This window comes from Dyadobacter sp. SG02 (assembly GCF_900109045.1).
In the GTDB taxonomy this organism is placed as follows: Bacteria; Bacteroidota; Bacteroidia; order Cytophagales; family Spirosomataceae; genus Dyadobacter.
In genome coordinates this window covers 232,125-246,560 of sequence record NZ_FNYL01000012.1, presented here as the reverse complement: position 1 = coordinate 246,560, position 14,436 = coordinate 232,125, and the positions used below count along the sequence as shown (strand labels likewise).

The following is a 14,436-nucleotide window of genomic DNA, read 5'->3' as shown; positions in this document are numbered from 1 at the left end:
ATTTGATTAGCGTAAAACGGTTTGAGTAATATTGTATTTAACTAAACCTCAGCAAAATGCGCTATCCGGGATATCTCCTGCTTTTAATTTGCTTTCTTTTTCAATTAAACGGCTGCGACCAGAAGAGAAAGAATTTGGTTAAAATCTCTGTAAACTTTCCCAAGGCGGCGGGCGACACTGTTATGATAAGCAGCACGAAGATGGTTACCCTGGATAGTATTGGTCTGGGCAGGGCTGTGTTGGACAGTGCCGGGAAGGGAATTGTTGAATTTACGCTTGATGCGCCCGTTTTTGTAGGAGTTAATGCAGGAAAATTCGCGGCGGGCCTTCTTGTTTTTCCAGGCGACGAACTTACCATCGTTCCATCGAAACCTGGTTCCAAGCATGCATTCAGCTTTGAAGGCGACGGCGCAGCTGCGCAGGAATTTATCAACGAAGCGGGGCAATTCAGACAGGGGTTGGAAAAGTGGAATGGGACCTATTCGTTTCGTCTCGACCAGGATACGTTTCTTTTGGCAAAAGATTCTTTGCAAAAAGGCTACGATCAATTGCTGGCTAAAATCAAATCCAATCCGGGTGTTTCTCAGGAAAGAATGGATCTTTTACAACGGAATATTAAAATGAGCGTGCTCGCTTACCAATTCAATTTTGCGAACGGAACCGATTCGGTGGATATACCGCCGTCCGTGAGGAAAGTAATCCGGGAATTACCTGCCGACTCTATCGCATTGAAAACCGCAATGTTCGATTTTGCATTGATCGCAACTTTTTATCAGCATAAAATGAATGAAGCAATTTACGAGGAGAATGAAAAAATGAATAGCGATTCGCTGGCGGCAATTTTCCCGTTGCTTGTTGATGAAAAGATTAAATCAAAAAAATACCCGAAGCTAGTTGAAGAGCTGCTTCGCGTAAAAAGTGTTGACTATCAGATCGGTAGTAGCGGGCTTTCGCCATCCATCCTAAAACTTGCCGGGAAGCTTGAAAGTGAGATTGCATCCAATGATTTCAAGAAAGTAATCCGCGAAGATATTGCCAGATGGGAGAAAATCGGCCCGGGAAAGCCTGCGCCGGTATTTTCCGGTTTAACACCGGATGGAAAGAAATTGTCGCTATCGGATTTTCGGGGTAAGGTCGTGTATGTGGATATCTGGGCAACCTGGTGCGGGCCCTGCGTAGAAGAATTTCCGGACTCCAAAAAACTGCTTGCGAATTTCAAGGGTAACGACAAAGTAGCGTTCCTGTACGTCTCGGTTGACCGCGATACATTGGCCTGGAAAAAGATGGTAGCAGGCGACAAAGTGCCCAAAGGCATTCATATCATCGACGACGGCGATTCCCCTCAATCCATTTGGAACCAGTATTATGTATGGGGCATCCCGCGCTATCTGCTGATCGACACGCAAGGACGAATGGTGGCCGCACATGCCAAGCGGCCTTCGTCTGGCAAAGTAGCAGATGAACTGAAAAGGCTATTGATAGCTAACGAATTAGCGCAAAACTAACAAGCCACCGCCAGCCCAAACTCCGCCAGCGCCCTCGGGAAATTTCGTCCTTCATGTCCTGAACGGCTCAGTTTTACCAATGCAAACCTTTCGAGCACGTCGAGCTGCATCCATTCGGCGGCAGAGATAACGGGGCAGTTCCATTCCTGCGCCTTCTCGCGTACCTCCGCGGGCACGTACGTGTATACCCAGGCGGGATCGAGGTTTTTGAGCAGGCTGGGCACGGTGCTGGTGTAGGTCCAGACCAATGCGTTCACATAGCCTGCATATGCTTCGATCTCGTCCGCGGAATGGCAGGGAAGTTCTGCAAGCTGGTCTTTTTCCTCGTAGTTGAATTTGGCCCAGTCGGCAAGTTGGAGTTTCACGCGACAGGTATCGAGCTTGTACCGGACGATCATCGGAATGCAGCGCAGGCTATCTACAAAATCGCTTTCAAACGCGAAAAAGCGGGTTTCGATGGCAGGTAATGATGTCATGTTCATGCTGGTTCGAGGTTGGATGATCGGGTTAGTTCGATGGGTTCGAAAACGGCCTTGCCACTGTCGCAGATAGGGCAGCAGTAGCCGGCCGGAAGGTCTTCGAAGGCGGTCCCGGGTGGGATATCACCGGGCATGTCGCCATACTCGGGATCATAAATCGTCAGGCAATCGGGGCATTGGTGCACCATCTTCGCCGTTTTGACGGCCGCTTTGGCTTCGTCGGGCTCGGACAGCATAGTTTTCAGAGTATCCCTCGATCGCTGATTGTTAAACCGCCTGCAAAGACGTTCCAGCTGGGCAGGCAAATGTATTTTGAATAACCCTTTTTCAAACGGCACTAATGCGCGACTGTTCGGGTTGAAGTTTTCTGTATAATAAAGGTCGTAGACGCTGAATAGCGGCAACTGCCCGACCCGTAGCAACGGCCGTTTCCGAATGAGTACCGAACCGAAAACCTCGGATTTAGGGCGGGTCTGTATTCCGAAGCAAAGGCCGAAAGTACGGGTGTCGTTTTTGGAAAAATACCGGATCAGTTCGTTTTTAAGTTCTGCGCCGTCGCCATTATGGTCCTCCGTCTGCCAAGCAAGCTCGTTGGCGGCGTGGCGGACATTGATATTGTGTTTTCCCAGAATATTACTCCAAGCTTCACGGTATTGGTCTTCTATTCCTTTGATAACCAGTGATTTCCATGGTGTGGAGCAAATTTCACCCACCCGCGTGTTCAGGCATAGCGTACATACGTCCAGGAGAAAATCGATCGTAAATTCCTCGTCGCGGCGGTAAAGCCCGAGCCAGGTACGCGATTCGTAGCGGTTGAAACCTTCGTAATAAGGCAGGGAAAAAGAAGGTAGTTCGAGTTCCTGCTGCGACTGTTGAAAAACGTAGCGAATACGTTCGTTTACAGTTGTTTTTAATGCATTTTCCTCATTTAAACCTTCATTGAGCATGCATTCTTCCACTACTTTGGACAAGCGGCCGATTTCATTCGTGTAAATCAACCAGTCCCATTTGAAAACCGTGTTGGTCTGTTTTAAACGCACATACAAGTACCAGAAATGCGGTTCCGGCGAGGAGATGAAGTTGAGGTTGCCCGTGAAAAACGGGGTAAAACTCTGGTTTGAATCAGAGATATTGACCTTCAAACCGGGCTGCCAGCCGGGCTCGGCATCAAAACTGTCGAGTACGGAATGGTACTCGCTCGCATTAAGCCATTGCCCGGTCCTGAAAACGTCTTCGCCACAGTAGGAGCTGACGATATTCGGCCGGCGGTCGGTATTGACCTCGTAAAAGATGCCCAGCTTTTTAAAATCACGTTCCAGAAACCGCATATCCTCGTAATGCGCGGTCATCAGCAACTGCTGCCGCGACCCGAAACGGACCTTGCGGACATTCGCATTCCACGCCGCCGAAAGAATATCTTTCAGGTACCCCGGCGAAGCAATGCCCCCCGGCAGGTTGATTTTGATGTGGTAATAGTCGCGCATCGTTTTACGGTTTTGTGGTTAGTGGGTGTCGGGTGTTGTCAAGTATTGTCAGGTGTTGTCAAGTATTGTCAGGTATTGTCAGGTGTTGTCAGGTGTTGTCAAGTATTGTCAAGTATTGTCAAGTGTTGTCAAGTATTGTCAGGCGTTGTCGAGCGTTGTCAGGATTACTTATTACCACAAATGACCATTCCTGACCAATCCTGACCACTCTTGACCACTCTTGACCACTCCTGGCCACTCCTGACCACTCCTGACCAAACCTGACCAATCTTGACCACTCCTGACCAAACCTGACACAATTTCAATTTGGTACCAGATTTGCTTCCAACGCCTTTTCAAGTATCGACCTTACCTCTGGCCGGCACGAGCCGCAGCCGGTCCCGGCGCCGGTGGTCTGGCAGAGCTTCTGGAAATCGCCGCAGCCGCCGGCAATGGCTTTTTCGAGGTTTCCCTGGCCTACGTTGTTGCAGGAGCATACCAACTTACCCATTACCGGTTCGGCTTTCTGACTTGCCCGCAGGAGTTGCAGGCGCTTTTCGGAAAGCTCGACTCCGCCAGCGATCAGGTCGCGGAATTCGAGGAATTCGTTTTTGTCGCCGATCAGGATCGCGCCCACGAGCTTGTCGCGGTGCACGATGCATTTTTTATAATAGCGTTTCGATTTATCGATAAATACGATTTGTTCGTAAGTCGGGTCGTTGGCGGGAACGTCGGTCATACCGATGCTGCTGAGTTGCAAACCCTCCATTTTCAGGATGTTCATCGAGGTGCTGCCCCTGTAAGGTTGCGAAATATCACCTGCGAGGTAATTGGCGATCACTTCTGCCTGCTGTTCGGCGGCGAGGGTAATGCCCCACATCTGCCCGTTCCATTCTGCGATTTCCCCGGCTGAATAAATATCCGGGTCGGAGGTTTGCATATAATCGTTCACAATTACGCCGCGCTTGCATTCAAGGCTGGCATCTTTGGCGAGGTCGATGGTCGGGACGGTGCCGATTGCCAGTACAACCACCTGGCAGCTGATCTTCCGCCCCGATTTCAGCCTGATCCCTTCCACGGTATCCGAACCCGAGAAGGTAGCCACCTCATCGTTGAAATAACATTCGATACCCCGGTCGAGGAGCTCCTGGTAGAGCAGCTCGCTGGCCAGCGGGTCGAGCTGGCGCTCCATAAAACGGCCACTGCGCTGGATTACGGTCACTTTTACATCCATTTCACGAAAAGATGCCGCGAGTTCGAGTCCCAAAATGCCGCCGCCGACAATGACCGCGTGCGGTTCGGGCTGTTTCAAAAATGGCAGGAGCGAATCCGCATCAAGGCGCGAACGCATATTGAATATGCCTGGCAGGTTGGGTACGCCCTTCGGCATGAATGCCTTGCTGCCCATGCTGAGGATGAGTTTGTCGTAATGGTGTTCCAGCCCATTGCTATCGATCACCGTTTTATGTTTGCGATCGATGTGCATGATACTCACGCCTTTATGTACGGTAATGCGGTTTTCGGCAAACTGGTCTTCGCGCAGCTTCACGAGTTGTTCCCAGGTTTGGGTGCCGCTGATATAATCGGGCAGCATTACCCGGTTATAGAACGGGTAAATTTCTTTGGAAAAAACATGGATCTCATCGTCGGCATTCAGCTGGCGGTAGGAGTTGATAAAGCCCAGCCCCGCCGATCCGGCGCCGATGATGATGATTTTTTCAAATGGTTTTTTATATAAACCGACCTGTACGGCCGAGAACTTGAAATCGGGTTCCTTGGATTTGGGGTCAACCAGCGGACTGGTCAGATTGTTGGCACGTACCAGGTTGCTTCCCAGTATTTTGCCCCAGTGCATGGGCAGAAAGCAGAGGCCTTGACGCACATCTGTTGTAACCTGCGCCTTTACGCGTACCTCCCCGCGACGGCTGCCCACCGTTACCAGGCTGCCTTCCGAAATACCCCGCTCGCGTGCGTCCTCGGGATGGATTTGCAGGAAAGGCTGGGGGATATGTTTGTTCAGTTTCGCGACGCGGCCGGTTTTCGTCATCGTGTGCCACTGATCCCGAATCCTTCCACTCGTTAAAACCAAAGGAAACAGGTCGTCGGTGGGTTCGGATGTGTTTTCGTCGGGGACAGCGTGGATTTGGGCTTTTTTGTTTTTGGTGTAGAATTGATGGTCGGTGAAAAGGCGTTTCGTGCCCGGTTGGCGCACTTCTGCTGAGCGTTCCGCATCACGAACCGATAATGGCCATTGGACGCTGCGTTTTTCTTTCAGCAGCTTGTGACTTACGCCGGTCACATCGATAGTCGTTCCCTTCGTAACCTTTACATATTCATCGTAAACCTCGGAAGTGGTTTTGTAGTTAAATGCTTTTTCAAAACCCATCTTTTGGGCGAAACGCCAGAGGATTTCAGAATCGGGCAGGGCTTCTCCCGGCGCGTCGAGCACCTTCGGGAGATAGGTAATGCGGCGTTCGGCGTTGGTCATGCTGCCGTCCTTTTCGAGCCAGGCGGCAGCGGGTAGTACCACATCAGCGAAATGCACGGTGTCGGCACGGCTGGAAACGTCCTGAACGACGACAAATCGCGACTTTTTCAATGCGCTTTCCACGGCGTTCATGTCCGGCATGCTTACCAAAGGGTTGGTATTGATGATCCAGATCGCCTTCAATTTATCGTCGGCCAGTGCTTCGAACATTTCTGTCGCGGTAAGTCCAGGCTTGTCGGCAATGCGGACGGGCGTGTTCCAGAATTGCTCCATTTCTGCGCGGTGTCCGGGATTCGCCACTTCACGGTGGCCCGGAAGGATATTGGCAAGGCCCCCCGTTTCCCGACCGCCCATGGCATTCGGCTGGCCGGTTAGCGAGAATGGGCCATTGCCGGGTCTGCCGATTTTACCGGTAATTAAATGCAGGTTGATGAGCGAAAGGTTTTTGTTTACACCGATTACCGATTGGTTCAGTCCCATTGTCCAAAAGGAAAGAAAACCTTTCGAACGGCCGATCCATTCGGCTGCTAAGGCAATATCGGCGGAAGGGACACCACAAATGTCGGCCGCTTCCGCCAAAGTGCGCTGCATTACTTGTAGCCGGAATAAATCAAAACCATCGGTGTGGTCTGTAATAAACCGCTCATCGAGATAATCATTTTCGATCAGCAAACGGCCGATCGCGTTGTTGAGGACAATGTCGGTGCCCGGGCGGATCTGCAAATGCAGGTCGGCCGAGCGGGCGGTGTCGGTCACGCGGGGGTCTACGCAGATAATTTTGATATCCGGCTTCGCCGTTTTGTGCGCTTCCACGCGCCGCCAGATAATGGGATGGCACCAGGCCGGGTTAGCGCCGGTTACGTACATGACATCGGCCGCCTCGATGTCGTCGTAGCAAACAGGAACGCTATCCTCGCCCAGTGACAGCTTGTAGCCTACCACCGCCGAGCTCATGCACAGGCGGGAGTTGGTGTCGATATTGTTGGACCCGATGAAACCCTTGATCAGCTTGTTTACCAGGTAGTATTCCTCTGTAAGGCATTGGCCGGAGACATAAAACGCTACTGAATCGGGCCCGAATTTTTTGATTAGTGCTTTAAAAACAGCCGCTGTGCGCTCCAAAGCCTCATCCCAGGTCGCGCGCTGCAACGGCATCGAGCGGTTGAGGCGCATCTGCGGGTAAAGCAGTCTGTCGGACTGGTCCATCACCGTGTAATGCAGGTTCATGCCTTTGGAACACAGCATTCCCTTATTCGAAGGATGCTCTTTATCCCCTTCCAGGCTCAACTGGCCATTACTTTCTTTCGTCACCACGACCCCGCAGCCTACGCCGCAGTAACAGCAGGTCGATTTGTAGGAGTTTGGGGTCGGTTTCATTTTGATGAGTGAGTGAGTGAATGAGTGAATGAGTGAATGAGTGAATGAGTGAATGAGTGAATGAGTGAATGAGTGATTTCCTTTCTCTTAATTTTCGGATCCCCGGGTTAAAACCCGGGGCAAGGGGATTCTTTATCTATTTCCGTTGATTTTAATCGACGGGCGGCGCCCATTCCGAAATCCATCATTTTTTTAATCTATTACCGTTGATTTTAATCAACGGAAAGCGCCAGGACTACACCCTTACGCCTCGACAGGCTCCAATTGGCCGGTTTCCGCGGTAATAGTCTGGGTTTTTTCAAAATTGATCAATGCTACAACGGCAGCCACACAAGCAATGGCAACACCGATATACATGAATGCCTGCGAATAAGAGATAGTGCTCGATTTGAACAGGAAGCCCGCGAGTACCGCACCCACATTACCGCCCGCACCGACAATCCCGCTCACCGAACCGATCGCCTTTTGGTTAATGAATGGCACAATCGCATAAGTAGCGCCATTCGCCATTTTCAGGAACATCGCGAAGCAAAGCATCGTAATCACCGCGCCGATAATACTGCCGCTCTGCGCGAATAATGCAATGCCGATCCCTTCCAGGACGAGCAACAATGCAAGCAGGCGACCTTTGCCGAGCATCCCCCATTTGTTGCCAACCTTGTCGGCCACGATACCGCCGACAGCGCGGGCAAAAATGTTCATAAAACCGAATGTACCAGCCAGGATACCCGCCGTTGCCAGCGAGGTATTGAAGTTTTCAAAGAAATACAATGCAGCTACATTGTCGAAAGTGATCTCAATTCCAAAACATGCCCCGTAAGCCAGGAACAGTGCCCAGGTGCGGGGATCGCGCATGGCGATGCCTAATGTGCCTTTCGCTTTGGTGGCTTTCGGATTGGCAACGGCAAGGTCTTCGAAGTTACCGGCAGGGGTGTCTTTCGTGAAAAAGTAGTATACGAACGCGAAGATCAATAATGCCGCGCCGGGGATCACCATCGCAATTCTCCAAGCCGATTCAGGCAAGTAACCTGCGCCTACGAATGCCGCAAAAATCAAAGGCATAACCATGTTGGTGATACCGCCACCGAGGTTACCCCAACCTCCGGCCACCGCGTTGGCCGTTCCGACAATCTTCTTGTCGAACATGACCGATGTGTGGTATTGTGTGACGACAAACGAAGCGCCGACCACGCCGATAGCGAGGCGGAACAACAGGAAACCTTCATAGGAATCCACCAAACCTACCGTCATGACGGGAATAGAGCCGAGGCCCAGCAATGCGGTGTAGGTTTTCCGTGGTCCCCAGGTGTCGCAAAGCTTGCCGATGGCAATGCGGGCAATGACCGTTGCGGCTACGGAAGCGATGATAATGTTGCCAATTTGCGGTTTGGTCAGTCCCAGGTCGGTTTTGATGACGGTCATCAGCGGGGCCAGTCCGAACCATCCGAAAAAGCAAAGGAAGAACGCCATCCAGGTCAGGTGGAAGGTACGCATTTGCACGCCCTTGAAGCTGAATATGTTGAGTTTTTCAAGCGGCTTATTGGTCGTTTCCATAGTAATAAGAGTTCGAAATGGTTGGTAGTGACAGACTTATTTCAGGAATTCAGGTTTGATATTGATCATCAGGTAAGCCCAGTTAGACATTTTCTGCGGGTTTTTCACACCCTTCACCTGCGCGAGGCTGTTGGTGGAGAAAAATGCGCAGTAGCCGCCCTGAAAGCTGATGGTCTTGGTTAGGTTATAATTGGCGATAATGTCGAGTTCTTCGCCGAAGCTGGACGAAAGTTTCTGATTATCAGCAACCCGGACTGTCGCTGCGCTCGCGAAATGGTGCAGGTCGGTGTTGATGGAAAGTTTTTCGGAAGCTTTGATGGTCGTATTAATGTAGAGGTCCGAAAGGCCGCCTTTACCGAATGCATTCGCGGCATAGAAGTAATCCATTTGGCCCCAGAACTTGTGCGGCGTGCCGTAAAGCGGATCGAATGTGTGGTTTTTGGCAGAGCCGTTAGCTGTGCCGGAGGTGTAGTCGAACCCGGGACCAATGGAAAATACCCGGTTCATCGCATACAACCCCCGGACAGAATACATATAAGCGCTTAACGTCGCACCGTCCTTGTCCTTGCCGGTCTGGTAGAATGCATTCGCAGTCAGCGTCCAGCTCTTGCCCAGTTTGGTTTGCAGGTATGGTCCGACGGTCACACGGCTCCGCACACCGTTTGCGAGTTTTTTAACACCTGCAGTATCTAATGTATATTTCTGGAAATCATCTTTTATAACGAGAAAAGAGGCATTTCCCTGCTTTAATTTTTTACCCAAATACAGGAACTGTAACGACTTGTACATCGTCCCGATCCCGTTTGTGCCAGCAGCATAGCCTACGGGCACGCCGTCGTACAAAGTACCGGTTTTGAGCTCACGGTTCTGGTTATACGCAACGCCCAAATGTGCGGTAAAGCCATTGAAGCCGTACTTCACCAAAGCTGCGTCGTGGCGCCGCGCCTGTTGCAGCCAGTCGAGATTGCCGAGTACGCGGCTGTCGTCGTAGAGAAACTCCTGCCGCCCGATCTTCATTGCAAACTCTTTACCGAGCTTCGTCTGGTTGGTGTCGAGCAGGCTGATTTCTCCCCAGGCTTCGTGCAGCATCAATCCATTCATAGCCGAATTGGTAATGCGGTTGTTCGTCGAGGCGTCCTGCCCCCAAACGCGCACATCCTGAACGGCCACGAAAAACTGTGTCCGGTAACCCTTGTAGCCCGCATTCAGGCGGGTACGCTGGGACGTGAAAAAGGCAGGCTTTTCGCCTTTGGAAAGCATCGTGCCTTGTCCGTCGAGTAACTCCGTCCGGGTGCGTAACTGACCCGAAAGGCTGAATTGCGCCATTGTCCGCGTCGGAGCCAGCAAACCCGTCCCGAGGATACCCAGTAGCAGGAGGTAAACAGCATTTCTCATTGTGATTATGTTTAGGTTGGAGTGAAAGCAAAGCGGGTCAAAATGCCATCTGCATATTTTGCAGGTATTCCAATGCATAAGTCGGGCTGAGGGCCACTACTTCGCCCATCACCATAATCGCGGGCGTGCCGATGCCGGCCTCGCGCACGAGCCTCGGCATTTCCCAAACCTGTCCCACCACACTCTTCTCATCGGGCCGGGTGCCGTTCTGGATCACCGCCATCGGCAAATGGCCGCGTCCGAAGTGTTTGTATAATGCGCAAATCTCTTCCAGTTTATTCAAACCCATCAAAACAATCACCGTCGCGCGCGACTGCGCTGCCAGCCGGAGATCGTCCGAAAGCTCGCCGTTCTGCGTCGTGCCCGTGATCACCCAGAAGCTCTCGCTTAATCCCCGGCGTGTAACCGGTATATCGAGCGAAGCGGGTACTGCAATGCTGCTGGAAATGCCCGGTACCATTTCGCAAAGGATGTCGTGGTCCCGGGCGTATTCGATCTCCTCATGTCCGCGGCCGAACACAAACGGGTCGCCGCCTTTGAGCCGTACCACATGACCGCGCTTGCGGGCGAGGCGGACGATCAGGCCATTGATTTCATCCTGCGAGAAGGAAGGGTTCCCTACTTTTTTGCCTACATACATCTTCAATGCGTGGGCGGGCGCAAATTCCAGGAAAGCCGCGTTGGCGAGTTCGTCGTACAGCACCACATCGGCGGTTTGTAATGCGCGCATCCCTTTCAGTGTGATCAGTTCGCTGTCGCCCGGGCCGGCTCCTACCAGTGTCAGTTTCGCTTCCATCTCTTATATATAATAGGGTGAATATTAGAAATGTACTATATATAGTATTTTGTAACTATATCATTTATTGGTTCAAATTTACTAGTTAAATTTTATAAAACAATCATTTTGCCAAAATTTATGTTTGTTTTTGATCATAAATACGAATTAAAAGTTAGGAATTCCAGAAAACACGATTTACTTTTGACCTATCGAAAAAATGATAATACACACATAATATTAAAATAGTACAACAAAATAATTATGTTTTCACAAATCAATAGTTATTAATTACTATGAAAACTGTTTCAAACACCCGGATCGTCGTAGTTGGCAATGGTATGGTGGGCTACAAATTCTGTGAAAAGCTGCTCTCGAGAAAAAAAGACGGACAGGATTTTTCGATCACCGTATTCGGCGAAGAGCCTCGCGCTGCCTACGACAGAGTACATTTGAGCGAGTTTTTTGCGGGCAAATCGGCCGATGATCTGACAATGGCGGGTGTCGACTGGTATGCAGAAAACGGGATACGGCTGTTTTTGTCCGACCCGGTGGTGGATATCGACAGGGAAGAGAAACTGGTGCGTTCACACCATGGACATATAGTATATTATGACTACCTTGTCATGGCAACCGGCTCGGGGGCATTCGTTCCTTCGATCCCGGGGGTTGAAAAGGACGGGGTATTCGTGTACCGCACGATAGAGGACCTGGAACTGATCCAGTCGTATGCTAAAAAGGCGAGAAAGGGTGCGGTACTCGGTGGCGGGCTGCTCGGTCTGGAGGCGGCAAAGGCATTGCTCGACCTGGGCCTGGAAGAAGCACACGTGGTAGAATTCGCCCCGCGCCTCATGCCGAGGCAGATCGACGACGCCGGTTCGCGCATGTTGCAAAGCCAGCTCGAATCGCTCGGTTTACAGATACACCTTTCCAAAAGCACGCAGGAAATCAAGGGCGACGACCGCATTGAAGGAATGCAGTTCGCCGATAGCTTCCTTGATGTGGATATGCTCGTGATTTCCGCTGGTATCCGCCCGCGCGATGAAGTGGCGAAAATAGCAGGGCTTGAAACGCATCCACGCGGTGGTATTGTGGTGAATAGTCAATTGCAAACCTCCGATCCGTCGATTTTCGCGATCGGGGAATGTGCATTGGCCCACCATATGATCTACGGTCTCATCGCGCCGGGCTACGAAATGGCCGATGTCGTGGCAACCATGCTGACAGGCGGTGAAAAGGAGTTTTTACCTTACGACATGTCGACCAAGTTGAAACTGATCGGTACCGACGTGGCGAGCTTCGGCGACCCGTTCGTGGAGGAGCCGGCCTGCCGCACGATCCGTTATGAGAACAAAGCGAAGGGCATTTATAAACGCATTAATGTAAGCACCGACGGTAAGACACTGCTCGGTGGTATCCTGGTAGGCGAGGCTGAGCAATACAATATGCTGCTGCAAACCTGCAAAAACAAAACCATCCTGCCACCCGACTCGGAAGACCTGATCCTGGGCTCACGCGGGGGCGAGGAAGCGGGCGCAGGCGTGATGAGCCTGCCCGACGACGCGCTCATATGCTCGTGCGAGGCCGTTACCAAGGGCATGATTTGTCATGAAGTAGGTGAAAACGGCCATCAAACCGTGGATGCATTGAAGAAATGCTGCAAGGCCGGTACAGGCTGCGGCGGTTGTATTCCGATGGTGAAAGACCTGATTGCGGGTGTGATGAAGGAAAAAGGCGTTTATGTCCGCAATGTGATCTGCGAGCATTTCGATTACTCGCGACAAGAGCTGATGGATCTTGTGAAAATGAATGGGTTGAAGACGTACGGTGCCGTGCTGGATCATCACGGAAAAGGTGATGGTTGCGAGGTCTGCAAGCCATTGGTAGCCTCGGTGCTGGCCAGTCTTTGGAATGAAAACATCCTTGAAAAAGACCGTGCTGTGGTGCAGGACTCGAACGATCGCTACCTGGCGAATATCCAGAAAGGCGGTACTTATTCGGTCGTGCCGCGGATTCCCGGTGGAGAAATTACACCTGAGAAGCTGATCGTGATTGGTCAGGTAGCGCAGAAATATGGCTTGTATACCAAAATCACCGGCGGCCAGCGCATCGACCTCTTCGGCGCGCACCTGGGCGACTTGCCGGATATCTGGGAAGAGCTGATCGGAGCAGGCTTTGAAAGCGGTCATGCTTATGGTAAATCGCTGCGAACCGTGAAAAGCTGCGTGGGCTCGACCTGGTGCCGTTTCGGAGTGCAGGATTCTGTATCGTTTGCGATCGAAGTGGAAGACCGCTACAAAGGATTGCGCTCCCCGCATAAGCTGAAATCGGCGGTATCGGGTTGCGTACGTGAATGCGCGGAGGCGCAGAGCAAAGATTTCGGTATTATCGCTACCGACAAGGGCTGGAACCTGTTTGTATGCGGCAATGGCGGCGCGAAACCACAGCACGCGCTACTGCTCGCCAGCGATGTGGATAAGGAAACCTGTCTCCGCCTGATCGACCGCTTCCTGATGTTCTACATCAAAACCGCTGATCCTCTGACGCGTACCGCTACCTGGCTCAACAAAATGGAAGGCGGTATAAACTACCTCAAGGCAGTCGTCGTGGACGACGTGTTGGGCATTGCCGATGAACTCGAACGCGATATGCAAAACCTTATCGACGTCTACAAATGCGAATGGCGCGAAGTGGTGGAAAGCCCAGAGCTGCGCAAGCGCTTCACGCACTTCGTGAACACGCCGATGAAAGACCCTAGCATCACATTTGCGGATATGCGAGAGCAGAAGCGCGCGAAAGAATGGGCATAATGCGGGCTCCGCGGGCGCGGTATCCATCGGCCATCCGTTGGCTGAAGCCGACGGGAATGGATTAAAAATAAAATCCATTGCAATGGCCATCCGTTGGCTGAAGCCGACGGGAATGGATTAAAAATCCCATTGCCCCGGGTTTTAACCCGGGGATCGATAGAGAATCAAATCAGCAGCAAAAGATTTTTAACCCAGGGTTTCAACCCTGGGCCCCAACGACCAACCTTACAGACAGATGGAAACGATCACCGACACAATCAATGCAGTAACCTGGCACATGGCATGCTTCGTCGACGATATCCCCGAAGACGGCGGAGGCTGCGCGTTTATCAGCGGCAGACAAATTGCCATCTACAACTTTGCACGGAGAGGAGAGTGGTACGCCACCGACAACCAATGCCCGCACCGCCAGCAAATGGCGCTTTCGCGCGGAATGATCGGCAGCCATGGAGAAGAACCGAAAGTAGCTTGCCCTTTTCATAAAAAAACCTTTTCATTGCAAACCGGACAGTGCCTGAACGATGATGAGTACCGGATCAATACTTTTCCAGTAATGGTAAAAGAGAACCGGGTCTACATCGGCCTGTGAG

At 51.6% G+C, this 14,436-nt stretch carries 9 protein-coding genes; 3 read left to right on the top strand and 6 right to left on the bottom strand.

The features are described from left to right. Window positions 1-200: 200 nt before the first annotated feature. On the top strand, window positions 201-1,505 hold the full coding sequence (locus BMW93_RS25885) for a TlpA disulfide reductase family protein (protein ID WP_229240812.1): 1,305 nt from the start codon (window positions 201-203) through the stop codon (window positions 1,503-1,505). Here the strand turns inward: BMW93_RS25885 and BMW93_RS25880 are convergent. The 6 genes from BMW93_RS25880 to cobA form a co-directional block, all read right to left on the bottom strand. Continuing rightward, entirely contained in the window at window positions 1,502-1,981 is a 480-nt protein-coding gene (locus tag BMW93_RS25880) for a nitrate reductase associated protein (RefSeq protein ID WP_090383323.1), read from the bottom strand. The genes BMW93_RS25885 and BMW93_RS25880 overlap by 4 nt on opposite strands. A 2-nt stretch (window positions 1,982-1,983) precedes the next feature. Then, window positions 1,984-3,468, bottom strand: coding sequence for a rubredoxin (locus BMW93_RS25875; protein ID WP_090383201.1), 1,485 nt, complete (start codon window positions 3,466-3,468; stop codon window positions 1,984-1,986). Between the two features lie 301 nt (window positions 3,469-3,769). Next, a complete protein-coding gene (locus BMW93_RS25870) occupies window positions 3,770-7,312 on the bottom strand; it encodes a nitrate reductase (RefSeq protein WP_090383199.1) in 3,543 nt (1,180 codons plus the stop codon). 243 nt (window positions 7,313-7,555) lie between these two features. Next, window positions 7,556-8,866: a NarK family nitrate/nitrite MFS transporter gene (locus tag BMW93_RS25865; protein ID WP_090383196.1), complete on the bottom strand. Its 1,311-nt coding sequence runs from the start codon at window positions 8,864-8,866 to the stop codon at window positions 7,556-7,558. A 36-nt stretch (window positions 8,867-8,902) separates the two neighbouring features. Then, window positions 8,903-10,261: an alginate export family protein gene (locus tag BMW93_RS25860; protein WP_090383194.1), complete on the bottom strand. Its 1,359-nt coding sequence runs from the start codon at window positions 10,259-10,261 to the stop codon at window positions 8,903-8,905. 37 nt (window positions 10,262-10,298) lie between these two features. Beyond that, the gene (cobA, locus tag BMW93_RS25855) at window positions 10,299-11,057 is read right to left on the bottom strand and encodes a uroporphyrinogen-III C-methyltransferase (protein ID WP_090383192.1); all 759 of its coding nucleotides are present in this window, start codon (window positions 11,055-11,057) and stop codon (window positions 10,299-10,301) included. A gap of 275 nt (window positions 11,058-11,332) precedes the next feature. On the opposite strand from cobA, the gene nirB reads away from it, so the two are divergent. Together nirB and nirD are read left to right on the top strand one after the other, a co-directional pair. After that, window positions 11,333-13,846: a nitrite reductase large subunit NirB gene (gene nirB, locus BMW93_RS25850; protein ID WP_090383189.1), complete on the top strand. Its 2,514-nt coding sequence runs from the start codon at window positions 11,333-11,335 to the stop codon at window positions 13,844-13,846. A 235-nt stretch (window positions 13,847-14,081) separates the two neighbouring features. Next, window positions 14,082-14,435, top strand: coding sequence for a nitrite reductase small subunit NirD (nirD, locus tag BMW93_RS25845; protein ID WP_090383188.1), 354 nt, complete (start codon window positions 14,082-14,084; stop codon window positions 14,433-14,435). Window position 14,436 lies beyond the last annotated feature (1 nt).